Here is a 26,829-nt window from a genome sequence, read left to right as displayed (position 1 = left end):
CTAGTCTCCAGCGGTCACTGCCAATTCAGTGACCGGGTTTAGTAGCCCACGACGTGATTAGGCGCAAGGCGCCCCCTTCTGCAAGGCGCTTTTTTTCGGCCCTGCGTTATGGTGGCCGTGCGTAGGGCACCTACGGGTGCGCCGGGTCCTAATCACCGGTCTACTAACCTGCGTGCGGCCGCCACCCCGTTTAGTAGCGATGGTGTCGGCTCTCTAACGTCGATTAGGAGTTTAACCATGAGCAAGATTGTTACTGAAGAACCAGCGCTATTTTCCGTTGACCCCGATACCAGTTTTGAAAGCGCCCTCACCCATACCAGCAGCTTGTTGCACTGCGCATCAGTCACCGCCCAACAAGCCGGCGACCAGTTGGATGGCACGTCGCGGGCACTAGTCATTTCAGTAATGCACCTGGTGGATATGGCACGCGTGATGGTTGACCAGGCGGTGGATTGTTTACAACCGCGTTAAGGATATCGATCGTTCCCGCGCCGAGCGAGGGAACGATCCCCATGCCTCTAGCAAACTACCTACCGGAACTGACCTACAACCCAAGCGGAAGCAACTGACTTACCCTCGTTCATCATTTCACCTCTTATAAAAAAACAACCACCCTTGGTTGCATAAAAATAAGAGGTCACCCGCAATGAGCGATCCAACAAGCCCTGTCCGCATAGCTGTCATACAGTTCGATCCCCAGGTCGGAATGGAAAACCGGGAACGTAACCTGCGTCATAGCCTTGAGTTGGCAACGGAAGCAGCGGGCGGTGGTGCCAATCTGATCGTGCTGCCAGAGCTCTCGAACTGTGGCTATTTCTTCTCCAGCCGTCAGGATGCGTTTGATCACGCCGAGGCCATTCCGGGCGGACCGAGTGTGCAAGCCTGGATGGATTTTGCCTGTAAACATCAGGTGTATCTGGTGGCAGGCCTCAGCGAAATCTCCGGCATGCAGTTGTTCAACACCGCCGTACTGCTGGGGCCGGACGGTTTTATCGGCAAGTACCGCAAAGCCCATTTGTGGAACCTGGAAAAGCTCTGGTTCAGTCCTGGCGATGTAGGGTTCCCCGTATTTGAAACACCCATAGGCCGCATAGGCCTGTTGATCTGCTGGGACATCTGGTTCCCTGAGGTGCCGCGCATCCTCAGCCAGCAAGGCGCCGATATTATTTGCAGCCTCAACAACTGGGTATGGACCCCGCCTCCGTTGTTCGACGACGCGGGGAAGTGCATGGCGTCGTACCTCACGATGACCGCTGCTCACGTCAACAACGTGTTTATCGCCGCTGCCAGCCGTATCGGAGAGGAACGCGACGCACGTTACCTCGGGTGTTCGCTGATTGCCGGAACCAACGGTTGGCCCATCGGCGCGGTGGCTTCGGCGAATCGGCAGGAGATCCTGTTTGCCGATGTTGACCTCACCAGCGCTCGCAGCGCACCCATCTGGAACAGCCTCAACGACTTGCAGCGGGACCGGCGTACTGATCTTTACGACCAGATGCTCGGGTATACCCAGCACCGCGCCCTGCCACGCTGATCGGAGGGCCCATGATGGAAATCCTTTTAGAAAAACCGTCCCTACACTGCTCCCGAGCCGATAAGACAGTCATCGCCCTGGGTGCTGCCAGTGCATTGCTGATCCTATGGATAGCCCTGACTCACCCTTGGCCGGGCTATGTCGACATGGTGACCAGCCTTCCTCACCCCAGCGCCTGGCTTCGCTGGGTGCTGGGGGATATCAGCGAAGTCGCGTTCTACAAACATGAACTGGCCTCACTCGGCCTGCTTGGCGGCGCGTACCTGGCGTGGTGGGCCAGCCGTACAGGCAAGTCCTGGCAAGGCTTTGCCATCTCGTATGGCACCGGGCTATGGCCCTGGCTGGTGACCAGCTCATTACTCGGTTTACTGCTGAGTAATGCGCTATGGGGATGGACTGTGACTGCAAGCACTTGGCAGCCGACGTTTGCAGCATTTGTTTCGCTGCCGGCGGCCATGGTGCTGATGTTCGGCGGAGGCTGGAAAGTCACCCTCAACGGCGCAGTGCTAGGGGCCTTGCTGGTCACGCCGATGTGTTTGTTGATCGTCAATTACATCTGCGTACCGCTGGGCTTGCCGGTGGTCATCGGAAATGTGCTGGGGATGGCGGTTGGCAGTGTGATTGCATTTGTGTTGTGCCGTCGCGTGCCGATCCTGGTGCGCAGCCACTACATAGCCCCGATAAAGCCTGCGCCCTTGAAGCCACCGAGCTATGGCGTGGTGTGGAGCGCGCGAAGGGTATTGGCAGACTTTTCCGAAGCGCCGTTCTTTGGCAATGAGCTGGCCAGCCTTGGCTTATTGGCTGGCGTGTTACTGGCTTATGCGCTGAACCCGATGAGCCCGGCCTATGGATCTGGCCTGATAGTGCATCTGATCGGCGCGCAAGCGTTGACGTCTGCGCTGGGCGTGGTGATCTGGAGACATCAGTGGATCAAACGTGGTTGGTATCCCACGTATGTTCCGCTGGTGTCGGTGGTCCCGGCGGCCGTGTTGACCTATGGCGGCAGCTGGGTGGTGATGGGTTCAAGTGCATTGCTAGGCGCGCTGGTTGCGCCGCCACTGGCCTGCGCCATTGCAGGACGGCTACCCGCGCACTTTCATCCTTATATCGGCAACGTCATCTCGATGGCGTTGAGCACCTTGATGGTGGTGCCATTGGTGGGATGGTTAGCCGTTTAGCCACCCTCCCTTAAGCCGGGCAATGGAATGCCCGCGCACTCAAAGCCAATGCCAAAACCGACTCCAGAACCCCCGCCCCAAATCATTCTTGCAGCCCGCATATTGCGCCGCATACATCTGCGAACGCGCTTGCACCTTGCTGGCAACCGGCATCAGCCAGGCTTTGCTCGCATAGGTGCGCTGACGATAACCGCCCCAGCCTTCGTGGTAGTTCAGGTATTGGCCGTAGGCATCGTATTTGTACACGCCGTTGATGGTGTAGGTCTTGTCCATGTACCAGCCGACAAAATCGATGGCGTCGTCAAAGTCCTCGCGACTGGCGCCGGTGCGGCCGGTGCTTTTCTGGTAGTCGCTCCACACTTCGTCCTTGGCCTGGGCGTAGCCGGAGGCGGTGGACACGCGGCCCCAGGGGATGATCCATAACAGATATTTACGCGGGGTCTTGGCGTCCTGGCGGAAGCCGGACTCTTGATACATGATCGCGAACGGCACCTGGATCGGCACGCCCCAGCGCGCCTGGGTGACTTTGGCCGCGTCGTACCAGTCATCCTTTTCGCGAAAGATGCCGCAGATGTCGTTGGGGGTGCGGGGCGGCGAGGTTCCGCATCCAGCCAGTAAGGCGGTGAGTAATAACAGCCCTGTGGTTTTTACTGCGTTCAAAAGCCCACCGTTTCATCGTGAGGATAAAAAGGCGGGCAGTTTACTCGTTCGGCGGGCTTGATGCAGAGGGGCAAGCGACACTATTCCGGTGGACACACCGCCATGAGTCGTCACTGGCACGTAGTCACCCTTGGGACTCGGTGCCTCGCGTAAATCAGGACGAACAACTCAAGCCAACAGCCTCTGTTCATCGCCACCTGTAAGTTCTGACAGTAGCCAGAACTTTTCTTTAAGTATCTGATTGATTTTGCCGAGCCGCCCATAAGCCGGAGCCTATGAATCCCGAGGATCCCATCATGTCCACTCCCCCTGTAGAGATCGATCTTTTGCCAGCCGTAGAGATTCCTGGAATGCAGCCCCCCATTGCGGAGGATATTGACGCCCCTGAAAATCCCGCAGGCCCTGCCGATGGTGGTATTGGTCTGCGGCACGTCGAACATCCCTTGACCGTGCGTATGCAACGCCCCCCTTCCAGTCCTCTCGGCACAGAGTTTCATCTGTTCTGGGGTGACCACCCCATAGCAGTAGCCTCCAACATCATTCACGAGGGTGACGAGGAATTAAGTTGCATACCGTTTACTGTATTCCCACATTACATACGTGAGTTTTGGGCCGATCCGGTATATGCCCAGGTAAAGCGGCCCGGTGGAAATCCGAGTGAGACCAAACCGCTTCGCTTACGAGTCAACCTGCGCCGTCCCGGGGGACGAGATCCCGACGACGATGAGGAAGGCAATCAGAATCTGATATTCGAACTGCCTGAGGATGTGGTGCTGAATGGCGTAAACGATGAGCGCGCCAGATTAGGTGTAGAAATCGTCTGCAGGCATTGGGTAAATATGGCGGCATACGACCTCATCCTCGTCGCCTGGGGATCTCAAACTGTGTCACGCCGAGTTACCGTGGATGAAGTCGACGAAGATATCTCTGTACTCATTGACTACTCGTTGATCGCTCTCGCAGGAAACGGTGACTTCATACCTGTGGCTTTCCAGGTCATTGGCCCGACCGGTAACTACCCGGACGAATGGGCACGTTGGTCGGCGCGAACCAGAGTGGACGTACACCTGAATGTACAACGCCCCAATGCACCTCGTGTAGTATTTCCCGCCATTAAGCATGACGTTATCAGTCTGGCAGAGCTGGGTAGCTGGAATGTGAGGCTCCAGATCGATATCGATGAATCAGATGCTCAGCATTACTTGCTCGCATCCCTCATCTGGGCCGGCAAAGATAGGGATGGGAACTCAGTGCCGGCCACACCGAGCCAGCCTATATCAGAGGCTGGTACCTATGATTTCGAAATCGACAATGCGCTGGTCGTCGCCATTGCCAAAGGAACCGTAGTCGTTCATTACTTACTACAGGCTGGTGACTTACCAGATAAGCGCTCCTACAACTTGCACCTAAGGGTAGTTGGTGAGGTTAGCGAATGGCCGGCGCCAACTATCGATCAGCAGATGGGTAATGAACTGGACCCCAATCTCCCAATAATCACCATTCGTCTTCCCAGGCAAGCAAGCTGGCATCCTTCTGACACGCTGACGATCGCGATGTTGTCAGGCAGCGAAGACGACACTGTCGAATACACTGACAGTCGTCCTGTAGGGGATTCACCACCGCGCAGCGACCTGACATTTGATGTTCCAGGAAATCAGCTGCGGCGATTTCAACAACGTCTTACCGAGGTGTTTTACAGCGTCACGCGAGGCACGGGCTCACCCATGAACTCACTACGCCGCGTAGTACAGGTAGGGAAACTGACGCCAGCACTCAGGGACTTCACGAGCTTCGACAATCGCAACTGGAACAGTTGGGCCAATAAAGTTTCAGTACGGGGGGAACTCGCCATTGATGGAGCGCAAAATGTGTGTTGGCGGGCTTCCAAGACAGCAGCCGAATTGATCGAGCCCGGAATAGAAAAAGCATACGCTGGCTTAAAGAACAGTACCCAGTATGAAATTAGTTTCTATTGCAAGACGACGGGCAGCACCACGCCGTCAAGTATCACGACTGCCTTTGCCGGTGAGACAAGCGTTAAAACGGTCATGCCTAACAGAAACTGGGAAAAATTCAGCCATACTTTTACGACTCCTGCAGTAACTCCTGCGCAAACGCAGAACGCAGTCATCTATTTTTCCGTTAACACCGCCGCTACGTTTTTCCTTGATGAGATCCAGGTTCTGGAACGAAGCGCAAAACGTCATCGGTAAGGTGCTTCATAATTCTTCCCAGCTTCGATCTCTTGGGGAGGGCTATTGCAGCCGTCCCCAAGCTTTTTCGAAAGAAGGCTAGGGAGTAACTAATGTTGCTTTCTGTGGGTCGAGATACTGATTTCTTACATTTCCGCCCCAAAGTACATAGGTGCCATCCACTCGTCGCGCTGCAAACGATGGATCCGGACGCGGGGGAATAGGCGGCGGCGGCGGCGGTACTTGGACATAGGGAAAGCGTTTGATGGAGTACAACTCTGTTACTCCGCTGCGCAGATAAGGCGCAAGCTCGGGGGGAATCTCGCCAGCATCCTCCATTGCCAGAGTTGCCCCCCATACCAACACTGCTCCATCTGTTCCTCCGGCTGTGGTGATGACACCATAAGCACCATTGGTGCAATAAACATCGCGAATCAAGCTTGCCATTAAGACTTGCCGCAGTGCGGGGCTCATTGCCCCTCCATGAGTGTTCAAGCCTGTCACTACAATGGAATTGGTCCGACCATCATCATGGCGACTCAACAGGAAAAAACTGACATCATTGGAATACAAACTTATATTTCCATCAACAGTAGTGACAGTTGAAGAAACGTTGCCATGTCGTCTTGTGGCGCTAGCCTTATCCGAATTACGATTGGGGAAACCAGGTACCGGATGAGTGTCTTTGAACGCAGCTTTGAATTCCCTTTTTATTTGAGAGGTGAGCGGCGCCCCTCCATATCGGGTATCCCCCCAAGCCTCCGCCTGACCATTGCTGTTAACCATCAAAAAGGCCCATCGAGTTGATTTGCAGATAACGATATTTCCCCGCAAAGCCAGTGCAGCAGCAGACGCAGACATATCACCACCTTCGGCAGCTCGTCCCCAACTCACTGCCCTGCGACGGTTCTTGGTTATCGCGCAAAAAGAAGTAGTGGCAGCAATGACCGACTGCACTCCGCCGTCATCCAGAATCCTCTCCAGACGGTCCGCAGCAATCGTACCTCCCCCCGCTGCCAGCCCCCATACCGCAATGTCGCCCTCATCACTGATCGCACAGAATGAAACAGCTGTTGCGACGATTCGCGTGATAAACATCCTATTGAGTTGTGAGCGCACATTTGCTGGAATAGAGCCTCCGTTATTAGCCTGCCCCCAAGCATATACGCGACCTCCCCGGGTTCGTACGGCGAAGGCATCATCGGCGGCGTAAATAGCTTCAGGAGGGTCAAACCACAGTGCCTGCTGAATTTCCAGAGGCACTGTCGAAGCGGGGTTGTTCAGCGGACCTATCGCTCCAATGCTATTCGCACCCGGCACAGGATTGTCATAAATGAAAGCAAAGGCACTGCGTGTGCTGTAAACGGACTTGATTCCCTGAAGCGGAGGTAGAACCGCCGGGATCGTCGCTCCCCAACATAATAACTGATTAGTAGAACCCACTATCACCAATGCAGCAAAGCTGAACTCTGAGGAAAACAACTTGATCGCTTTATTATTTCTTAGAAAGTTTATTATTTCTGGAGGCACCGGCAATCCCCAACCATTCTGACCTTCCAAAAACACATCACCACTGACAGGCTCAAGTAACGCAAATACGCCCCCAGTAGATACAAATATCCTATCTTCAGGTTCTGGCACATGAAACGAAAAGTTACCTCTCTGCTTCAAGTAACACCATTCGTTCTCCTCATCACTTATGCCTTGAAAACCAGAACGTATTTCATAATAATCCGAAAAGGCTTCCACACCTTCAACCCCACCCGAAGCTACAGGCACTACTGAAAACTGCAGAAACCCACCAACATCAGACGCTTTCAACTTAATATCGAGCTGCCCCTCTTCAATTAAGCGAACACCATTTATGTGCCAATAAAAACGAGAGACACCCTCATGATTACCACCGTTACTTTCATAGGTATAGGTACCGTGCACCGTAGCTCTCACTAATGCATCTCCAATAACTTCCAGATTGGAGGCAATGGGGCCCGCCGCAGTTTTTTTGTTAATTATCATTTTGACCTCCCGCCAATTTTAGACAAGACAGGCTGAGCAGAAGCCTTAATGCAAAAAAAACACCAAGGCCGCACGAAAAATGCCAAACACCGCCACTCACTTGATATTATCATTTTGGCAGGATTAATTCGTTGGCCACAAGATTCTTCGCGCCCCAGACAACATAACTTCCATCCACGCGCCTAGCGACGAGAGCGGAGGACAATCGTACAGTAGTGGGTGCTCGTGGCGGCATTTGCTTAATGGAATAAAGCTCTTGAACTCCAGACTCTACATAGGCCTGCAAGTTATCTGGAATCTGCCCTGCTTCGTTCTGATTATTGTTCCCGCCAAAAACAGTTACGACCCCTGTAACACTGCCTTGAGCACTAATGATTCCATACGCACCATTTGAACAATGTATCTTTTCTATTTGACTTGCCATTAGCACTTGTCTGGTCGCTTGAGGAATCGAACCACCGTAACCTGCATTCCCCCACGCAATCAAACTATTAGTCGTACCATCCATATTCTGACCACATAAAAAGAAACTCGTATCATTCGAGGAAAGTGTAATTACTCCAGAAGCAGTGGTTAATCGATACAAACTATTCCCATCATTCCCTGCCGAGTCACACACGCACGCCTGAGAGACGGCCGTTAAGCTTTTTTGGTACCAACCATCCACGTTCAGCGCCTTAAACATTGCCGCGATGCGTGGTTTTTCACCACTTTCGTTAAGCAACTGTTCGGCATCTCTCGGTCCTTCAGCCGCAACACCTAGTGGTGGCGTGGCCCCCCCCATATCGGATCTGCCCCAGGCTTCGGCATCTCCAAAACTGTTAATCATACAAAACGCCCAAGCGGCCCCCTTGCACATCACGATGCCTCCACGCGCGGCAAGTGCCTTTGCCGCCTCAGTCATCAACCCACCGTCCGCTCCACCCCATGCCAATGCTTTACTACGCCGTTTAGTGATCGCACAAAAAGCATTACGACTGGCCACAACTTGGACAACTCCGTCCTGATCAAGAATCTCTTCAATATCTGAAGGATTAAGAACCCCCCCGGTAAGGGTATTGCCCCACGTCACAACACTTTTGATTTTAGGGTCAGAAAATCGCTCAGGGCCAATTGCACAAAATGCGCCGGCAGTACTAATGACTCGCTCAACCTGAATTCGATCCAACTGAGTTCTAACTGTCGCCGATATAAATCCCCCATCATCCCTATTCCCCCATGCGTAGAGACGTCCAGCTTCCGTTAAAACTGTAAAAGACAGCGACGTCGCATAAATGGCTTTGGGCTTATCGAACAATAATGCTCGCTGAATATCATCTGGAACTACGCCGCCATTCGCGGGATCACCAAACGCACCAATAGTATTTTTTCCTGGAGGCGGATTATCATAAATGAAAGCAAAAGCGGAAGAGTTGCCATATACAAACTTTACGTTATTCAACTCCAACCCAGGTGGAATGCTACCGATATTGGCGCCCCATAGTAACAACCGCGTAGTGCTTCCCAACACCGGAACAAGAGCGGCAAAATCCTTCTCGGTCGAATAAATACGGGTAGCCGGATTATTTCTCAGGTACTGTAAAATTTCTGGGGCTGGCGTGCCAGCGTAGGAAGCGCTTCCCTTAACCATAATACTCTGACTGCCCCCATCCATAACCGAGAACGCGCCAGAACTTGAAATAAATATTCGATCACTTGGCTCATTACTATAAATTGAAAAATTCCCACGCTGCTTGATAAAGCTGTTGTTATTTTCCTCATCGGAGATATTTTGATAACCCGTCGCCACTCTATATATATTCGAAACTTCCTCTATCCCAGCCTCTCCTGAATCGGACTTTGGAATCACCGAAAACCGCAGTGTTCTACCCGCCAAATTTGAGCCAATTGGGAAGTCCAATCTTGAGGTTGGTGCGTACGGAACCTCATCAATATACCACCGATAACTGGAGTCTCCTTCAGCAGCTCCCGCACCGTCAAAGAAATAACTGCCGCGTACTGAACCGCCGGGTATCAGCTCACCAATAATAGTTACATTAGTTGCTTTAGGAGCGGCCAATAAAGAATTACTCATCACGTTATCTCCTACCGTTCATCAACTGAAAACAAAAAATCTATTTTCTGAATTGAATTTTTATAAGACATATGTAGTTAAAGGCAATGACTGCCCTCCGTCTACTGTCAGATCTAACAGGTAGGTACACCGTTCGTCTTACGCTAGAAACGTGAAATGAGTGGCTCGTCAGGACAACAATGCGACGCTTTCCAAAACTGCCCTTTCTTTATTCAGACGCTCAAGGCATCAGCCGCGGCGCTCGGTGGAAGAGCGTTGCAGGCTCGGCTGGCTGAGGGGAATCGCCAGGCATTCGAGCAGCTGCAAGTGATCGGCCTGGGCCGCTTGGCGGCGGCGATCGATGTACAGGTCGGGTTAGCTAAAGACTTTTTTGCCAGGAGCAGATGGTGCAGCGGCGCGGAGGCTTCCCTGATGCCGGGGGTCGGTACACGGAGCGGCCGGTTAGCGTCACCGGACAAGTCACGCAAGGCGTAGTGTATGTAGTCGGGGTCGACGTAGGAAGCCACATGGCCTGGGAAAGCATTGTGGCGAGGGAGCTTGCTCCCTCGCCACAGACAGCACCTCACATCATGATCAGGCCAATGGCACCCGACGTGTAGTGATCGCCAGGCGACCTACACCGAAGCTCAACGCCGCACCCAGCAGCAACATCAACAAAGTGCTCCACGCCGCACGGGACAGTTGCTTGGCCGCCACTTCACCGGCTTCGCGGGCTTTCTGTTCAGCCTGTTGCTTCAGCTCGTCAACCTTCTGCACGGCCTGCTGGTAGGCCTGGGCGTAGTTGTCAACGATCTGGGTGGCTTCAGCCTGGCTCTTGCCGGTACGCGCAGCGACGATGTTAACCAGCGCCTGCTTGTCTGCTGCATTCAAGGCGGGCTCACCGGACGCCTTGACGCGCTCGAACCACTGCTTCAGTTCATCACCGGCCTGGGCTGGGTTGGTCGCCGCATCGTTGGCCGATTGCTTGCCATCCGCAGCGGCTTGATCGGCTTTTTGCTCGACGTTGGCAGGGTCCAGTTCAGGCTTGCCGCTCTGCTTGAGCAACGTGTCGAGCTGGCCTTGCAGGCTGTTCCAATCCAGCTTGATGCCCTGCTCATTCAACTGCTGCTTGACGCTGTCGCTGATGCCCGGCGCCACGGCGGCGATACCGCTACCGGCCGCCGACAACCCTTTACCGACGACGTTACCCGCGGCACCGACAACGCTGGTGGCCAGCGCGGCGAGCAGCCAGGTGGTGAACAAGGTGGTGATGGTCCAGCTCAACACGCCATGCAGGCCGCCGCGATCCGGTGCGGTACGCCCGGCCACGAATGCACCGGCACCGATGGCCAGCAACGTCGAGACGAACAGCCAGATACCGGCACCGGTACCAAAACCGCTCAGCGGGTTACCGGCCGCCATCGGGTTTACAGCACTGGCGCCAATTGCGGTGCCGAGTACGCTCAACACCAAATAGGTCACCAGGGCAATTGCACTACCGGCCAATACCGAGCCCCAGGAGACTCGAAACAGCGAACGGTTGGTTTCATAGACAGTGGTCATGTTAAATCCTTTGAACAGTGGGTAGGTGGCCAGTTTGGCGAGGCACCTACCCTTCGGTCTCGGCACAATTGCACTAGGCGCACTGGTGCATTCGCACCCCGCGCCGTGCACTTTCTCTGCACTATCCTGAGCCTCAGGTGTCGTACTTCCTATGCGACTTACCCCAGGAGAAAGCATGAGCCAGGCCGTCCTCGCCAAAGAAACCAACCGCCGCCAACTGCAGCAGATCATCTCCGGCTTGTCCGATGGGGTGATCCTCGCCGAGGCCGACCAGACCATCCTCTGGGCCAATGAAGCCGCGCTGCTGATGCATGGCGTGGATAACGTCGAAGACCTGGGTGCCAACACCAAGGAATACGCCGCGCGCTTTGCCTTGCGGTATCGCAACAATCACCCCCTGGCTCTTGAGAATTACCCGTTAAGCCGGGTGGCGGACGGTGAAGAGTTCAGCGATGTGGTGGTGGAAGTCACGTCTGCCGGCGACGAGGAAAAGACCTGGGTGCACCGCCTGCGCAGCCTGGTGCTCGACGACGCGTCCGGTGAGCCGGAGTTGCTGGTACTGATCCTGAGCGACGCCACCGAATGGGCCAGCGCCGAACAGCGCTTCGAAAAAACCTTCAACGCCAACCCGGCGCCGGCGGTGATTTGCCGCTTGAGCGACCTGCGCTATATCAAGGTCAACCAAGGCTTCCTGGAGATGACCGGCTACAACCGCGACCAGGTGATCGGCCGCTCAGTGTACGAACTGGACGTGTTGGAGCAGGCCGAAAACAAAGACCTCGCCGTGAAACGCTTGGGGGAAGGTGCGACCATTCCGCAGATGCAAGCCGAGCTGAAACTGCCCGAAGGCGGCAGCAAGCTGGTGATCGTGGCCGGCCAGCCGCTGGACATGAATGAGGAAGACTGCATGCTGTTTTCCTTCACCGACCTGGAGCCGCGCCGCAAAGCCGAAACCGCCCTGCGCCAGAGCGAGGAACGCTTCGCCAAGTCCTTCCGCCTGACGCCGGTGCCAACCCTGGTGTGCAACGCCGCCAACCGCCAAGTGGTGGATATCAACGAAGCCTTCATGACCATCACCGGCTATACCAGTGAAGAACTGATCGGCAAATCCATCGAAGACATCGACTTTATCGACAGTCCCCAGGCGAGCACGCAACTGTTCACCACCCTGGAAAAAGCCGGCAACCTCGACGGCCTCGACCTGAAGATCCGCAAGAAAGGCAATGAGCTGATCGACTGCGTGCTGTCTGCCGACACCGTGAGCATCCAGGACGTGCCCTGCTACCTGCTGGTGCTGATGAACATCACCGAACGCAAGCGCTCCGAGCTGGAACTGGTAGCCGCGATCGAGGAAGTAATGCAGGACGCCTCATGGTTCAGCCAGACGCTGATTGAAAAACTGGCCAATGCCAAGAGCGTCAACAGCCCCAATGTACCGAACATTTCCTTCACCGACCTGACCGCCCGTGAGCGCGATGTACTGGGCCTGATTTGCGAAGGCCTGGCCGACAAGGAGATTGCCTCGCGCCTGAAACTGGCGCCCAACACCGTGCGTAACCATGTGGCCACGGTGTACTCAAAGCTGGGGGTGCATAGCCGTAGTGCAGCCATCGTCTGGGCCCGTGAGCGCGGGCTGTTTGCCGGTGAATTGCGGGTTAAAAAACCGAAATAGAGTGCAAATGCACTAGTGCGACCGGTGCAAATTCGCCTTATTGCACGAGGGTGCACTGCTTAACCTTGAAGGGTGGGCACAGGGCTTTGGGTCCTGTGCTGTTGAGATGTCATGCCCTTTAAGGAATCCGTCATGAAAAGCGAACAAGTCAAAGGCGCCGTCGAAAAAGTGGCCGGCAAGGCTCAAGGTTTTCTGGGTGATCTGACCGGTGACGAACGTCTCCAGGCCGAAGGTGTGGCCCGCCAGGCCGCAGGTCAATTGCAGCAAACCTACGGTGACGCGCTGGACACCGTTGGCGACTTTGCCAAGCAAAAACCCTTGGCTACCGTAGCGATTGTCGCCGGTGTCGGCCTGCTGCTGGGCCTGTTGCTGCGTCGTCGCTGAGGAGCGCCCTAATGTTTACGCTCTCCCAACTGCGCAACTGCATTGAAGAGGCCCTGTCGCCCCTGACCTGCGAGTTCACCCTGTGCCGTGACGCCTCGTTGACCCTCAAAGTCTTCGATGCCGAAAGCGGCCGGGTGGACCTGGTGGTCACCGGGATCAGCGTCAACAAGCTGCAGACCCCGCAGGAAGTGGAAAAGATGGTCGACGAGTTGCGTTACGAATTGCAGAGCAACACCGTTGGCAAACTCAGGCTGGATGACCTGCCGCTACGCCCGCTGTAACTGTAGGAGCGAGCTTGCTCGCGAAAAACGCCCAGGCACCGCGCTCATTCAGGCGTGGCTCATTATCGTTGACGACCTTCGCGAGCAAGCTCGCTCCTACAGTATTTAGCGGGCCTTCAACGACGCCCCGATAAAATAGAACACCCCTCCGCCGACGATAAACGCTGCCAACATGTAGAACATGTAGTGGGCCGGCAGGCTGGCCAGTACCAGCCCGCACAGCACCGGCCCCAGGGCAGCGCCGACGTTGGAGAGGTTTTGCGCGCCGTAATACATGCCTCGCAGATGGTCCGGGGCGATGCGGTCGATAAACATGTACTCGGCCGGGAACACCACGATTTCACCCACGGTGAAAATCGCCATCGCAAGGATCCACCACCACACGTTGCTCGCCAGGGCAAAACCAATCACCCCCAGCATGAACATGCCCAGGCCGAAGATCAGCCACTGGCTCAGGTAACGGTGGGAAATCCGCCGGCCAATCGCGTATTGCAGGGTGATCACCAACACGGCGTTGGTGGTGAGTACCGCGCTGATAATCGTGTAGGTGTATTCAGCCGTGGTGGTAGTCACCAGGTATTGCGAGAGGTACGCGGTGAACTGGCCGAACACCACGGCACTGAGCAGGCCGCCGATGGTGAAGCACACCAGCCGATGATCCCGCAGCAGTACGCGGCCCACGGCGAGGAATGACACCGGCTTTTGCGTGGTGTCGACGGTGGCCAAGGTGCGGTCGCCCCAACGCCAATACAGCAGGAAAAATCCAAGGCCCAGAACGGCCGACAAGATAAACGGCAAGCTGATATCGAGCTTGGCTATCATCGCGCCAAAAAACGGCCCTACTGCATAACCGATATTGGTCAGCGTGTACTTGATGGAAAACGCTTCGCTGCGTTCATCTTCCGGCAACAGGCTGGCAAACCCGGACTTGATCGCAATGTCGATCACCGCGTACGCCAGGTTGATCAGGATCAGGCAGCTATAGAACGACCAGATTTCCCGGGCCAGCACCGTGCCGATAAACCCCAGGGCAAATACTACGCTCAGGCTGAGCAACAGCCGATAACTGTTGATGCGGTCTACCAGGAAACCGCCGTAGACACTGAGCAGCGAACCGACGATCAGCGAGCTGCCGATCACCAGGCCGACCTGGCTGATATCGAGGGCGAAGTGGTTGGTGAGGTAGATTACGAGGTACGGAAACGTGATGGCTTTGGCCAGCGTGAGGATCAGCGTGGCCGACAGCAGCAGATTCACGGTACGTGGGTAGTTTCTTATTGTGGCAAGCATCCTGCTCTCATTTTGATCAAGGTAACGAGGCCATTGCGGCCTGCAAGCGGATGTACCTTAACGCAAGATGAGACGAAATAAATGCTGATTTATGCATTTATGCAAAAAATAAATGCAGCGGGATAAGGACTTGGTCGCTCATCCCGCTGAACGCCTTATTTTTTAACCGGCGTGATGTCGAGAATCGTGCCGTTGGTGGTTTTTAGCAACACGTACTTGTCGTTTACCCGGGCCCACTGGCTGTCTTCTTCCGGCTGCTTCAAGCCACGTTTCTTCCAGTCGGCAATGGCCGATTCCTTACGCATCAGAATGTCTGGCGCGCGGTCGCCCGTCTTGAGGTCGCGGGTATTGATGTTTGAAGGCTGCACGGTTTTTTGCGGGGTATCCGCGGCCTGGACGGTGAGACTCGCGGCGGACAGGCTCGCGGCAACCAGCAGGCAGGCAACAAGGGATTTGGACTTCATGGGCACTTCCTTCAATGAATGACGCGTAAAGATTCCGACCGCAGCCGTGAAGAATCATTCAGCGAAGTGATTGAAGCGGCGGATGGATGGACGGCCAACGACCGAGGCGACGATTAATCAGATAAGATTGGTTCTTTTTTCCAGCTGCTCAGGAAGTCCAATGACTGGTACCCACGTCATCATCATTTTCGTGACTATTGTCACCTTGCTCGCGCTTTACGTGTTCGGCACCTACCGGGAACTGGTGGCGCTGCTTGATCGTTGCAAAAAAGCCTTCGGCCAATTCAAAGAGGCTGAGCAACAATTGGCCACCGCGCAAAACGCCTCGTCACCCGCCGCGGAGATTACCAGCCTGGAAAGCCGCGTCGCGTTCTCACGGCAGCTGTTCCACGATTCGGTTAACAACTACAACGCCTACAAACACAAGTCGCCGACGTCGGTGGTGGCCGAGCTGCTGGGGCATCGTGATGATGTCAGCCTGTCCGGGTTTGAGGTCAAGCACACGGCCTGAACCTGCCGACACTTACACAGGTGCACGCTGACGCGTCGGCGTGCCCTGATGAAACACCATCTGCCACTGCCCGCCGCTCACGCGCCATACCGAACTGCGCAACGACTCCCCCGCCGCATTGGCCTCAGTCGCCGCCCGCTGACAGCGATACGTCACCAACGCCACGCCTTCGGCCAGCATCTTCAGAGCAAAGTCACTGATACTACGGGCTGAAAACATCTCATCCTGCAGCCCCTCGATCACCTCGGCCTTGCTGGCCCACACATTGCCACTGGCGCCAAATTCGACGAAATCATCCGCCAGCAGCACCGACAAGCGCGCCGCATCTGCACGGGTGGTGCATTGATGCAGCTCCTGTTCCAGGCTGCGTAAATGCTCCGCCAACTCCATACCCATTGCCTCCATGAAATTAATCCTGTAATTTTTCATGAAATTTCTTAATAAGAATTTCACGAAACGCCTATGGACAAGCAAGAAGAACTCGACGCCCTGGCGATCCTGATCCACGACCTGCGCAAGCACAAGAAGCTCACCCTGGCGCAACTCGCGCAAAAGATCGAGCGTTCCGTGGGCTTCCTGTCCCAGGTTGAACGTGGCCTGTCGCGCCCTACCGTGGCCGATCTGACCGCCATCAGCCATGCCCTCGGTGTGCCCACCACCTACTTCTACAGTTTGTCCAAACCGAAGGCCGTGAACTGGGTCACGCGCCCCAATGAACGGCGCACGGTGTATTACGCCAACGGCATCACCGACATCCTGGTGTCGCCGAGCATGCACGGCGCGTTCTCGATGCTCGACAGCCTATTGGCCCCCGGCGCCAACAGTGGCGAACAGACCATGAGCGACCGTGCCGAACAGGCCGGTTATGTACTGGAAGGCGAGTTAACACTGTGGGTTGAGGGCGAGGCCGACTCGGTTACCTTGCGCCCGGGTGACAGCTTCCACCTGGCCAGTTTCGCCCACTGCCGCTACGGCAACCTGACTGACCTGCCAGCCCGCGTGCTGTGGGTCTACAACTGAAGGCACACCAAGGAGCGTCATCCGTGAAAAGCCATTCCTCCACGCTGCTGGCCGAAGTCCGGACCTTTCGCCAGAACCATCCCGATGTGCGTTATGTCGACCTGATTGCCCTGGACATTCCCGGGCATTTCTACGGCAAGCGCTACCCGGTGGACATGCTGGAAAAGGTCGCCGCCGGCAGCCCGCTGAAACTGCCGCAGAACGCAGTGCTGCTGGGTGCCCAGGGCGGTTTGTTCAAGATCGGTGACTATTGCTTTCACGACGGTGACCCCGACGCCAACCGCCGCCTGGTGCCCGGCACCCTCAAGCCGGTGAGCTGGGAAGCCCAGCCGCTGGGGCAGATGCTGATCACCTCCGACGGCACCGAAGCGCCCATCGAATTCGAACCCCGAGAAGTGCTGGCCAAAGTGCTGGAGCGCCTGTACCACAAAGGCATTCACCCGGTGGTGGCGTTTGAGCTGGAGTTCTACCTGTTCGATAAAAAGCTCAGCGACGGCCTGCCGCAATTCGCCCGCGACCCGCTGAGCGATGACGCCGACGACCAGCCCAACCTGCACATCGAGCGCCTGTCGCGTTTCGCCCCTGTGTTGGACGACATGGTCGAGACCGCCAAGGCCCAGGGCATCGACATCACGGTGATCACCGCCGAACTCGGCCCCGGCCAGTTCGAAATCAATTTCGGCCACCTGGAAGACGGCCTGCGCGCCGCTGACTGGGCGGCCCTGTTCTGCCGCAGCACCCGTGGCGTGGCCCTCAAGCACGGCTATCGCGCCAGCTTCATGGCCAAGCCTTACCTGCAACACCCCGGCAGCGGCATGCACGTGCATGTCAGCCTGTACGACGCGGCGGGCAATAACCTGCTGGCGGCCCATCAGCAGCAACCGCTGCGCCACGCCGTGGCCGGCTGCCTGGAACTGCTGCCCCATTGCATGCCGATCTTCTCGCCCAACCACAACGCCTTCCGCCGCCTCGGCGGCACGGTCAACGCGGCAACCCGCGCGTGCTGGGGTTACGAGGATCGCGACGCATGTGTGCGAATCCCTGAATCCGACCCGCGCAACCTGCGCATCGAACATCGCCTGGCGAGTGCCGATGCCAATCCGTACCTGGTACTGGCGGCGATTCTGGTGGGGCTTGAACACGGTCTTGAGGCGGCCAAAGAACCCATCGCACCGCTGAACGAAGACCGCAACAGCGGCACGAATTTCCCCCTGGAGATGCTTGAGGCCGTGCGCGCCATGCAGCATCAGCCGGCATTGCGCGAAGGCCTGGGCGCCGAGTTTGTCGACGTATATTGCGAAAACAAACGCCAGGACCACCTGGCATTCCAGCAGGAAATTCATGCGCGGGAATATCGCTGGTATCTCTAGACTCTGATGGTTAGCCTCTTGGGCATCTCTGGCTACCCGCGGACTTGCCCATGACCGACCAAAGCGCCCCGGCCCTGAAGGAAATCTTCAACGCCGAACGCCTGCAACACATCGCCACCGAAATGACCGCGGTGTACCCGGCGTTCGACGCCAAGGGCTTCCTCAAACACGCCAAGGCCGGGTTGGCAGACCTATCGGTGATGCAGCGCATGGCCCGGGTCAGCGAAAGCCTGCACGCCGTGATCCCGCTGGATTACCCCCAAACGCTGAAGTTGCTGTATGCCCTGGCGCCCCGGCTGAACAGTGCCTTTGTCAGCCTGTTCCTGCCCCACTACGTCGCCAGCTACGGCGGCGATGATTTCAAGCGTTCCATGGCGGCGCTCAAGTACTTCACCACCTTCGGCTCTGCCGAGTTTGCCGTGCGGTATTTTCTGCTGAAGGATTTCAAGCGCACCCTGGCGGTGATGCAGCAATGGTCGCTGGATGAAAACGAACACGTACGACGCCTCGCCAGCGAAGGTTCACGGCCACGCCTGCCGTGGTCGTTTCGCCTGGCCGAGGTGCAAGCCGACCCTAACCTGTGTGCCTCGATCCTCGATAACCTCAAGGCCGACAGCAGCCTCTACGTGCGCAAGTCAGTGGCCAACCACCTCAACGACATCACCAAGGACCATCCTGATTGGGTGCTGACCTTGATCGAAGGCTGGTCCCTGGCCAACCCCCACACCGCCTGGATCGCCCGCCACGCCTTGCGCAGTTTGATCAAGCAAGGCAACACCCGGGCGCTGACGATCATGGGTGCAGGGGCCAAGGCCGAGGTGAAGCTCCATCAGCTGAAAGTCGAACCGGCGGTGATTAACCTGGGGGACCGGATCAACCTGTCCTTCAGCCTGGAATCCATCGCCAACAACCCACAAAAGCTGGTGGTCGACTACGCCATCGACTATGTGAAAAGCGCCGGTCACAGTACGTCCAAGGTGTTCAAGCTCAAGGCGTTTACCCTGGGCGCCGGGGAACATCACGCCATCAGCCGTGGCCAACATATTCGTGAATTGACCACACGCAAGCACTATCCCGGCAAGCACGCGGTGCACGTGCTGGTGAACGGCGAACGGCTGGGAAGTGTCGAGTTTGAGCTGAGGGGCTGACATCACCCCCGCGAGCAAAGGTCTAAGGAGACTGGATCACACAGGCAATGATGGCAATTAGCCTCCGCTTTAAGGCATTATGCTTGGCCTCGACAAAGTCCGATGTCTCAGTTGAGGTTGTCCCGCTCAACGGCGACCAATACCTAACCGTCAAATCAAGGAAGAATATGGAAACCTTTGCTCTCTACGCTGGAAATCTTAGTCAGTTATTTGTCGCATTGCTGGCCATTGGTACGTTGTTCTTTATATCAAAAAACAAAGAAGTTTTTGGATCGGAGCTTACTAAAGCACAGTTCGAAGAAACCCATCGAATCAGAACTCTACTTTCAGAAATTTTCTTTGACATTCATTACGTCAGAGATCTTAAAGTCGGTACAAATTGCTTTTATCAAACACTTGAAGAACTCAGGACAAAATCTCCAGAGGACTGGGCACAATACGAACGATATAAAAAAACTCACTCAGCCTTTATTACAAATTCATGCTCCCTTCTTACTATTTGCTCCCGTCGTGGATTGATAAGAGCGAAATAACAAAGCTCTATTCTGAGATGAAATCATTTGCCCCCTTCACCATTTACAATATTTCGCAAAAGACTAGCGAGGAAATTCAAGCTTACCAATCATCAATCATTACTCTTATGGAGCTCATTGATTTATCAACTATAAAACACGGCGGGCGCAAGTAAATAGTTATTTACTAGCTTCAGATCAAACCGGGAGCGAGTTTTAATACACATCAACTCCCAACAAAACCCCTTGCTCCCGCGCGCACAGTTCCACCAGGTAATCCCACAACACTCGCAACCTTACCGACTTGTGCAACTCGCGCCGGGAGCTGATCCAGTAGCTGCGCTGGATGCTCTCCCCCGGCAGCAGCGGCACCAGATCCGGGTCGCTTGCTGCCATGAAGCACGGCAACACGGCAATCCCCAACCCCGAGCGCGCGGCCTGGTGCTGGGCGATCACGCTGGTGCTGTGGAACACCACTTTGGGGTTGCGGCAGAAGCTGCTGAGGAATTTCAATTCCTGGCTGAACAGCAAGTCGTCGACGTAATCGATCCAGGCATGGACGGCCAAATCCTCGCGCTTTTCAATCGGTGGCGTACGGTCCAGGTAGCTGCGGCTGGCGTAGAGGGCCAGGCGGTAGTCGGTGAGTTTGCGGGTCACCAATTGGTCGACGCTGGGGCGTTCCAGGTGGATGCTGATTTCCGCTTCGCGGTTGAGGATGCTGACGAAGCGCGGCACCGCCAGCAGTTCCACTTCCAGGCCCGGGTAACGTTCGAACAGGCCGCCCATGCGACTGGCGAGAAACATCACCCCCAGACCTTCAGCCACGCCCAGGCGAATCTTGCCCAGGGGCGCGGCGGAATGGGTCAGTTCTTCTTCGGCCAGCAGTGCCACGTTTTCCATGGCTTCGGCGTGTTTGAGCAGGGCTTCGCCGGAAGGCGTGAGTTCGTATCCCTGTGCGTGCTGCACGAACAGCGCGGTGCCGAGGCTTTTCTCGATGGCCTCGATGTGCCGGGCCACAGTGGCGTGAGTAGTTTTCAAACGTTGTGCCGCCGTGAGCAGGCGTCCGCTACGCTGTAACTCGAGAAAGAACCGCAGATCATTCCAGTCGAACATGCCGCCTCCGCTCTCCACCTCAAAAGCATCGCTGTCTAAAAACGCACAGCAGCTGGGTAAAAACTAACATTTTTAAGACGAAAACTAACAACTAGGATGGAGCCAATAAGAAAAACAAGCGAGGTCACAGATGCATTCTGCAGCTGCTGAATACGATTACGTGGTGGTAGGCGCCGGCCCCGCAGGCTGCCTGCTGGCCAATCGACTGTCTGCCAACCCTGCCCATCGCGTGCTGCTGCTTGAAGCCGGCGGTCGCGATAACTATCCCTGGATCCATATTCCCGTCGGCTACCTGTTCTGCATCGGCAACCCACGCACCGACTGGTGCTTCAAGACCGAAGCCCAGGAAGGCCTGCAAGGCCGTGCGTTGAGCTATCCACGAGGCAAGGTGCTGGGCGGTTGTTCGTCGATCAACGGCATGATCTACATGCGCGGCCAGGCCCGGGATTACGACGGCTGGGCCGAGGACAATCCCGGCTGGGCCTGGAAAGATGTGCTGCCACTGTTCAAGCAAAGCGAAAACCATTTTGCCGGCGCCTCGGAATTCCACAGTGATGGCGGGGAGTGGCGGGTTGAACAACAGCGCCTGCACTGGCCGATCCTCGATGCGTTTCGCGATGCCGCGCAGCAGAGTGGAATCGAGAGCATCAGCGACTTCAACCAGGGCGACAACGAAGGCTGCGGCTATTTCCAGGTCAATCAGAAATCCGGGGTGCGCTGGAATGCGGCCAAGGCGTTTCTTAAACCGATCCGCCAGCGGCCCAACCTGACGGTGATGACGGAGGTTGAAGTCGACCGCGTGCTGCTGGAGAACGGGCGCGCCACCTCAGTGGTTGCTCGCCAGCAAGGCCAGGCCGTCACATGGCGGGCGCGCAAGGAAATCATCCTGTGCGCCGGTTCGGTGGGTTCGCCCGGCATTCTGCAACGCTCCGGCATTGGCCCTTCCAGCGTGCTCAAGCCCTTGGGCATCGAGGTGCTGCACGAGTTGCCCGGCGTCGGTGGCAACCTGCAGGATCACTTGCAACTGCGCCTGATCTACAAGCTGGAAAACGCCCGCACCCTGAACCAGATCGCCGGTACCGTGTTGGGCAAGATGGGCATGGGCCTGCGCTATCTGTACGACCGCAGCGGCCCGCTGTCCATGGCCCCCAGCCAGTTGGGCGCGTTCGCCCGCTCCGGGCCGGAACAGACGTCGGCCAACCTCGAATACCACGTGCAACCGCTGTCCCTGGAGCGCTTCGGCGAACCGCTGCACGCCTTTGCGGCCTTTACCGCCTCGGTGTGTGACCTGCGCCCGCAAAGCCGTGGCCGCATCGACATTCGCTCGGCCAACCCGGCAGACGCGCCGTTGATCCGCCCCAACTACCTCAGCCATCCGGAAGACCTGCGGGTGGCCGCCGACGCCATTCGCCTGACCCGACGCATCGTTTCGGCGCCGGCCCTGAAGCAATTCAACCCGGTGGAATACCTGCCCGGCGAAGAACTGCAAACCGACGAACAACTGCAGGAAGCCGCCGCCCGCATCGGCACCACGATTTTCCATCCGGTGGGCACCTGCCGCATGGGCAGCGACAAGGAGGCGGTGGTCGACGCGCAACTGCGGGTGCACGGCGTTCCCGGCCTGCGCATCGCCGACGCGTCAGTCATGCCACGCATAACTTCCGGCAACACCTGCTCACCCACGCTGATGATCGCGGAAAAAGCCGCGCAGCTTATCCTTTCGCCGAACACAAGGAGCCTCGCACCGGAGAAAGAACTGACCTTACCGGCTTGAACTTACCTTACCGGCTAGACCTGTAGGAGCGAGCTTGCTCGCGAAAAACGTCAACGATAACGCGTGCATTCCGGATTAACGCAGTGTCTTTGCATTCTTCGCGAGCAAGCTCGCTCCTACAGTGGAATAGCGGCGCTGATGCTGGCGCCGACAGTGGAACAACAATAAATAATCACTGTGAGGGCTACCCAATGTCAGAACACGCTCAACCCCTGGACCCGGCGCTCGGCGCACGCTCGAGCAACGACACGCAGAAAGTCATCTTCGCCTCCTCCCTCGGGACGGTGTTCGAGTGGTATGACTTTTTCCTCTACGGCGCCCTCGCGGCGGTGATCAGCAAGCAGTTCTTTGCCGGGGTCAACGACACCACGGCGTTTATCTTCGCCCTGATGGCCTTCGCGGCCGGCTTTGTGGTGCGCCCGTTCGGCGCGCTGGTGTTCGGTCGGCTGGGTGACATGATCGGCCGCAAGTACACTTTCCTCGCCACCATCGTCCTGATGGGCCTGGCGACTTTCTGCGTGGGCTTGCTGCCGACCTATTCAAGCATCGGCATCGCTGCACCGATCATCCTCGTAGCGCTGCGCATGCTCCAGGGCCTGGCGCTGGGCGGCGAGTACGGCGGCGCAGCCACTTATGTGGCCGAGCATGCCCCGGCGGGCAAACGCGGCTTCCACACCAGCTGGATTCAATCCACCGCGACCCTCGGCCTGTTGCTGTCGCTACTGGTGGTACTGGCGTGCCGTTACTTCACCGGTGACCAATTCGAAGTGTGGGGCTGGCGCCTGCCGTTCCTGCTGTCGATCGTGCTGCTGGGCATCTCCACCTGGATCCGCTTGAGCCTGCACGAGTCGCCGGCGTTCCTGAAAATGAAAGAGGAAGGCAAGGCCAGCAAGGCGCCGATCCGCGAGTCGTTCGGCAAATGGGAAAACCTCAAGATCGTGCTGATTGCGCTGTTCAGCATCAACGCCGGGCAAGCGGTGACGTTCTATGCCGCGCAGTTTTATGTGCTGTTCTTCCTCACGCAATTTTTGAAGATGGACCCCGCACTGGCCAACATGCTGCTGATCATCAGCGTGGTGATTGGCGCGCCGTTCTTCATCTTCTTCGGCTGGCTCTCGGACAAGCTGGGGCGCAAGCCGGTGTTGATGGTCGGCCTGCTGCTGGCCACCGCATTGTACTTCCCGATCTTCAAGGGCCTGGCCTACTACACCAACCCGGCGATGGACCACGCGAGCCGCCAGTCTCCGATCACGGTGTTGGCGGATCCAGCCACCTGCACCTTCCAGTTCGACCCAGTAGGCAAGGCGCGTTTTGACAGCCCGTGCGACAAGGTCAAGACCTTCCTGGTGAAACAGGGCCTGCCGTACGAAAGCGCGGCCGCTCCGGCCGGCAGTGCGGTGCAGGTGAGCGTGGGTGATGTGCGTATCGATGGTTACGACGAGGCTGCCCTGAAAGGCGCGGTGACGCTGGCGGGTTATCCGCAGTCGGCTGACGTGGCGCAGGTCAACAAAACCATGGTGGTGGTGCTGATCGTGGCACTGATCCTGATCGCCGCCATGTGCTACGGCCCGCTGGCGGCGCTGATGGTGGAGCTGTTCCCGACGCGTATCCGCTACACCTCGTTGTCGCTGCCTTACCACATTGGTAACGGCTGGTTTGGCGGGTTCCTGCCGACGGTGTCGTTTGCGCTGGTGGTGTACACCGGGGATATTTTCTATGGGCTGTGGTATCCGGTGGTAATTACCGGGGTGAGCTTGATCGTCGGGTTGATTTGCCTGAAAGAGACCAAGAACGTGGATATCGACAATAACTAAACTTCGATCCGGCTGACACTGGATATTCAGTGTGGGAGCGGGCTTGCTCGCGAAGGCGGTGGGTCAGTCAACAAGTCTGGTACTGACACACCGCCTTCGCGAGCAAGCCCGCTCCCACATTGGGTTTAGCACCAGACACACAAATTGCTGTATATCCATCCAGATAAAAGTTGCCCAATTCTGATTTATTGCCCATCCTGCTCCCCATTCAATTTCGTAGCGAATGTGGTGACCATGCGGCTGTTCCTCTGTGAAAAACCGTCCCAGGCCAAGGATATCGCCGCCGTGCTCGGCGCGACCCGGCGTGGCGATGGTTGTTGGCTGGGTTCAGGCGTTACCGTGACCTGGTGCATCGGCCACCTGCTGGAAACCGCCCCGCCCGACAGCTACGACGCCAAGTACAAGCGCTGGGTGCTGGCCGACCTGCCAATCATCCCCGAGAAGTGGAAGATGCTGGTCAAGCCCAAGACCGCCAGCCAGTTCAAGGCAGTCAAGAGCCTGCTGGGGGAAGCCCAGGAATTGGTGATCGCCACCGATGCCGACCGCGAGGGTGAGATGATCGCCCGGGAACTGGTGGAGCACTGCCGTTATCGCGGTCCCATCCAACGGCTGTGGCTCTCGGCACTCGATGACGCATCAATCCGCAAGGCCCTGGCCTCGTTGAAGCCCGGTGCGGAAACCTTCAGCCTCTACCATTCGGCCCTTGGCCGCTCCCGCGCCGACTGGCTGATCGGGATGAACATGAGCCGCCTGTTTACCCTGCTGGGCCAACAGTCCGGTTATCAGGGCGTATTACCGGTAGGTCGGGTGCAAACCCCGACCCTGCGCTTGGTGGTAGACCGGGACCGCAGCATTGCCGACTTTGTACCCGTCGCCTATTGGGCCATCGATGTGGATTTGCTCCACGACAACATCACCTTCACTGCGCAATGGCGCGCAACAGAAGACGCCTGTGACGATCAGGGCCGCTGCCTCAATCCTCAAGTCGCCCGGGACGCCGCCAACGCCATGAGCAACGCCGCCAGTGCGCGCCTGATCAAACTGCGTACCGAACGGATGCGCGACGTGGCGCCCCTGCCCTTCGACCTCGGCACCTTGCAGGAAATCTGCTCGAAAAAACTCGGCCTCGGCGCTCAGGAAACCCTGGATGTTGCGCAGTCGCTCTACGAAACCCACAAAGTGATTACTTACCCGCGCAGCGATTGCGGCTACCTGCCCCTTAGCCAGCACGGCGACGCGCCGAAAATTCTCGCGGCGCTGGGCCGGGCCGATCCGGCAGTGAACGCGTTGATGCCGCACATGGACCCACAACGGCGCTCACGGGCCTGGAACGACGCCAAGGTCAGCGCACACCACGGCATCATCCCTACCGGCGCCGGCAAGGATGTCGGGCAACTGACCGGCAAGCATCGCGCGGTATACACCTTGATTCGCGCCCGCTATCTCGCGCAGTTCCTGCCCAACCATGAATACGACCGCACCCAGGCCGATTTCGACTGCGCCGGTGAAGCCTTGCGGGCTGTCGGCAAAGTCATCGTGGAGCCTGGCTGGAAACGCGCATTGCCGGAAGCATTGGCACCGGCCAAAGGCCGTGAAGTACCTGCGCCGCAGTCCTTGCCAAAATTGGTTCAAGGCCAGGACTACCCCGTGGCCAAGGTCAACCTCAAGGACCTGTGGACCCAGCCACCCAAGCCCTTCACCGAAGGCGACCTGATCAAGGCGATGAAAAACGTCGCCAAGCTGGTGGAAGACCCGCTGCTCAAGCAAAAGCTCAAGGACACCACCGGGATCGGCACCGAAGCCACCCGCGCCGGGATTATCCAGGGCCTGCTGGATCGCGGTTACCTGGTGAAAAACGGCAAGGCGCTGTCGGCAACGCCTGCCGCGTTCAGCCTGATCGATGCGGTGCCCCGGGCAATCGCCGACCCCGGCACCACGGCCATTTGGGAGCAAGCACTGGACATGGTGCAAAGCGGAGAGATGAGCCTGGAAGAATTCGTCGCCAAACAAGCGGCGTGGATGAGCAAGCAAGTCACCCGCTGCACCGGCATGCGCCTGACCATCAGCGGCCCGGCCAGCCCGGCAGGACGTGGCGCTGCACCGTGGAAAAACAAACGCAAACCGGCCAAGCGCAAGACAGCCACCAGCCCGAAGCGGGCGGCGAAACCGGCAAACAAAGGCTGAGAGGCACTGAAAAGTCGCGTCAATGACGTTTTTCGACGGGATGTATGCCGCTTTGGACCTTGCCCTGCTGCAGGCCATCCAGGATTCTGTAGGGCC

At 57.1% G+C, this 26,829-nt stretch carries 23 protein-coding genes; 15 read left to right on the top strand and 8 right to left on the bottom strand.

Translation table 11 applies throughout. The features are described from left to right. Positions 1 to 237 precede the first annotated feature (237 nt). The 3 genes from AU074_RS24555 (at position 238) to AU074_RS24545 (ending at position 2,712) form a co-directional block, all read left to right on the top strand. Positions 238 to 471, top strand: coding sequence for a DUF6124 family protein (locus tag AU074_RS24555; protein WP_076016911.1), 234 nt, complete (start codon positions 238 to 240; stop codon positions 469 to 471). Between the two features lie 175 nt (positions 472 to 646). Beyond that, positions 647 to 1,534 (top strand): nitrilase family protein, encoded by an 888-nt coding sequence (locus AU074_RS24550; RefSeq protein ID WP_076016910.1) that lies wholly within the window; start codon positions 647 to 649, stop codon positions 1,532 to 1,534. A 14-nt stretch (positions 1,535 to 1,548) separates the two neighbouring features. Further along, positions 1,549 to 2,712 (top strand): hypothetical protein, encoded by a 1,164-nt coding sequence (locus AU074_RS24545; protein WP_173860407.1) that lies wholly within the window; start codon positions 1,549 to 1,551, stop codon positions 2,710 to 2,712. A 39-nt stretch (positions 2,713 to 2,751) separates the two neighbouring features. On the opposite strand, the gene AU074_RS24540 is transcribed toward AU074_RS24545, so the two are convergent. Continuing rightward, entirely contained in the window at positions 2,752 to 3,372 is a 621-nt protein-coding gene (locus AU074_RS24540; RefSeq protein ID WP_076016908.1) for a hypothetical protein, read from the bottom strand. A 296-nt stretch (positions 3,373 to 3,668) separates the two neighbouring features. On the opposite strand from AU074_RS24540, the gene AU074_RS24530 reads away from it, so the two are divergent. Next, positions 3,669 to 5,585: a hypothetical protein gene (locus AU074_RS24530; RefSeq protein WP_143503665.1), complete on the top strand. Its 1,917-nt coding sequence runs from the start codon at positions 3,669 to 3,671 to the stop codon at positions 5,583 to 5,585. A 78-nt stretch (positions 5,586 to 5,663) separates the two neighbouring features. On the opposite strand, the gene AU074_RS33695 is transcribed toward AU074_RS24530, so the two are convergent. The 3 genes from AU074_RS33695 to AU074_RS24510 form a co-directional block, all read right to left on the bottom strand. Beyond that, entirely contained in the window at positions 5,664 to 7,580 is a 1,917-nt protein-coding gene (locus AU074_RS33695; protein ID WP_076016905.1) for a hypothetical protein, read from the bottom strand. 109 nt (positions 7,581 to 7,689) lie between these two features. Next, positions 7,690 to 9,654 (bottom strand): hypothetical protein, encoded by a 1,965-nt coding sequence (locus tag AU074_RS33690; RefSeq protein ID WP_076016904.1) that lies wholly within the window; start codon positions 9,652 to 9,654, stop codon positions 7,690 to 7,692. Positions 9,655 to 10,227: 573 nt separating this feature from the next. Continuing rightward, positions 10,228 to 11,196: a hypothetical protein gene (locus AU074_RS24510; RefSeq protein WP_076016903.1), complete on the bottom strand. Its 969-nt coding sequence runs from the start codon at positions 11,194 to 11,196 to the stop codon at positions 10,228 to 10,230. Between the two features lie 175 nt (positions 11,197 to 11,371). On the opposite strand from AU074_RS24510, the gene AU074_RS24505 reads away from it, so the two are divergent. From AU074_RS24505 to AU074_RS24495, 3 genes are all read left to right on the top strand, one after another. After that, positions 11,372 to 12,868 (top strand): PAS domain S-box protein, encoded by a 1,497-nt coding sequence (locus AU074_RS24505; RefSeq protein ID WP_076016902.1) that lies wholly within the window; start codon positions 11,372 to 11,374, stop codon positions 12,866 to 12,868. Positions 12,869 to 13,000: 132 nt separating this feature from the next. After that, positions 13,001 to 13,252 carry a CsbD family protein gene (locus AU074_RS24500; protein WP_003211583.1) on the top strand — a complete coding sequence of 84 codons (252 nt, stop codon included), beginning with the start codon at positions 13,001 to 13,003 and terminating at the stop codon, positions 13,250 to 13,252. Between the two features lie 11 nt (positions 13,253 to 13,263). Continuing rightward, on the top strand, positions 13,264 to 13,533 hold the full coding sequence (locus tag AU074_RS24495) for a DUF1652 domain-containing protein (RefSeq protein WP_003211585.1): 270 nt from the start codon (positions 13,264 to 13,266) through the stop codon (positions 13,531 to 13,533). Between the two features lie 105 nt (positions 13,534 to 13,638). On the opposite strand, the gene AU074_RS24490 is transcribed toward AU074_RS24495, so the two are convergent. Further along, entirely contained in the window at positions 13,639 to 14,823 is a 1,185-nt protein-coding gene (locus AU074_RS24490; RefSeq protein WP_076016901.1) for an MFS transporter, read from the bottom strand. Between the two features lie 155 nt (positions 14,824 to 14,978). Continuing rightward, positions 14,979 to 15,287, bottom strand: coding sequence for an RcnB family protein (locus AU074_RS24485; RefSeq protein ID WP_003211589.1), 309 nt, complete (start codon positions 15,285 to 15,287; stop codon positions 14,979 to 14,981). Positions 15,288 to 15,447: 160 nt separating this feature from the next. On the opposite strand from AU074_RS24485, the gene AU074_RS24480 reads away from it, so the two are divergent. Then, complete coding sequence (locus AU074_RS24480; RefSeq protein ID WP_076016900.1) at positions 15,448 to 15,798, top strand: LemA family protein; 351 nt, start codon at positions 15,448 to 15,450, stop codon at positions 15,796 to 15,798. Positions 15,799 to 15,810: 12 nt separating this feature from the next. On the opposite strand, the gene AU074_RS24475 is transcribed toward AU074_RS24480, so the two are convergent. Further along, the gene (locus tag AU074_RS24475) at positions 15,811 to 16,203 is read right to left on the bottom strand and encodes a DUF4440 domain-containing protein (protein ID WP_256576955.1); all 393 of its coding nucleotides are present in this window, start codon (positions 16,201 to 16,203) and stop codon (positions 15,811 to 15,813) included. A 57-nt stretch (positions 16,204 to 16,260) separates the two neighbouring features. Between AU074_RS24475 and AU074_RS24470 the strand changes: the two genes are divergently transcribed. The 4 genes from AU074_RS24470 to AU074_RS33680 all read left to right on the top strand — a co-directional run bounded on the left by AU074_RS24470 (position 16,261) and on the right by AU074_RS33680 (position 19,869). Next, positions 16,261 to 16,818, top strand: a complete 558-nt coding sequence (locus AU074_RS24470) for a helix-turn-helix domain-containing protein (RefSeq protein WP_076016898.1) — start codon at positions 16,261 to 16,263, stop codon at positions 16,816 to 16,818. A 23-nt stretch (positions 16,819 to 16,841) separates the two neighbouring features. Next, positions 16,842 to 18,188, top strand: a complete 1,347-nt coding sequence (locus AU074_RS24465) for a glutamine synthetase family protein (RefSeq protein ID WP_076016897.1) — start codon at positions 16,842 to 16,844, stop codon at positions 18,186 to 18,188. 50 nt (positions 18,189 to 18,238) lie between these two features. Then, a complete protein-coding gene (locus AU074_RS24460) occupies positions 18,239 to 19,336 on the top strand; it encodes a DNA alkylation repair protein (RefSeq protein WP_076016896.1) in 1,098 nt (365 codons plus the stop codon). A gap of 167 nt (positions 19,337 to 19,503) precedes the next feature. Then, positions 19,504 to 19,869, top strand: a complete 366-nt coding sequence (locus AU074_RS33680; protein ID WP_143503663.1) for a hypothetical protein — start codon at positions 19,504 to 19,506, stop codon at positions 19,867 to 19,869. Positions 19,870 to 20,064: 195 nt separating this feature from the next. On the opposite strand, the gene AU074_RS24450 is transcribed toward AU074_RS33680, so the two are convergent. After that, the gene (locus AU074_RS24450; RefSeq protein WP_076016894.1) at positions 20,065 to 20,961 is read right to left on the bottom strand and encodes a LysR family transcriptional regulator; all 897 of its coding nucleotides are present in this window, start codon (positions 20,959 to 20,961) and stop codon (positions 20,065 to 20,067) included. A gap of 130 nt (positions 20,962 to 21,091) precedes the next feature. Here AU074_RS24450 and AU074_RS24445 point away from each other — a divergent pair, with 130 nt between their 5' ends. The 3 genes from AU074_RS24445 (at position 21,092) to AU074_RS24435 (ending at position 26,733) form a co-directional block, all read left to right on the top strand. Continuing rightward, the gene (locus AU074_RS24445) at positions 21,092 to 22,735 is read left to right on the top strand and encodes a GMC family oxidoreductase (protein WP_076016893.1); all 1,644 of its coding nucleotides are present in this window, start codon (positions 21,092 to 21,094) and stop codon (positions 22,733 to 22,735) included. Between the two features lie 191 nt (positions 22,736 to 22,926). Continuing rightward, positions 22,927 to 24,549: an MFS transporter gene (locus tag AU074_RS24440; RefSeq protein ID WP_076016892.1), complete on the top strand. Its 1,623-nt coding sequence runs from the start codon at positions 22,927 to 22,929 to the stop codon at positions 24,547 to 24,549. A 234-nt stretch (positions 24,550 to 24,783) separates the two neighbouring features. Next, the gene (locus tag AU074_RS24435; protein ID WP_076016891.1) at positions 24,784 to 26,733 is read left to right on the top strand and encodes a DNA topoisomerase III; all 1,950 of its coding nucleotides are present in this window, start codon (positions 24,784 to 24,786) and stop codon (positions 26,731 to 26,733) included. Positions 26,734 to 26,829 lie beyond the last annotated feature (96 nt).

Source organism: Pseudomonas sp. ATCC PTA-122608 (assembly GCF_001952855.1).
Taxonomy (GTDB): domain Bacteria; phylum Pseudomonadota; class Gammaproteobacteria; order Pseudomonadales; family Pseudomonadaceae; genus Aquipseudomonas.
Note: the sequence above shows the minus strand (reverse complement) of the source record. Positions and strands in the feature narration are given on the sequence as shown.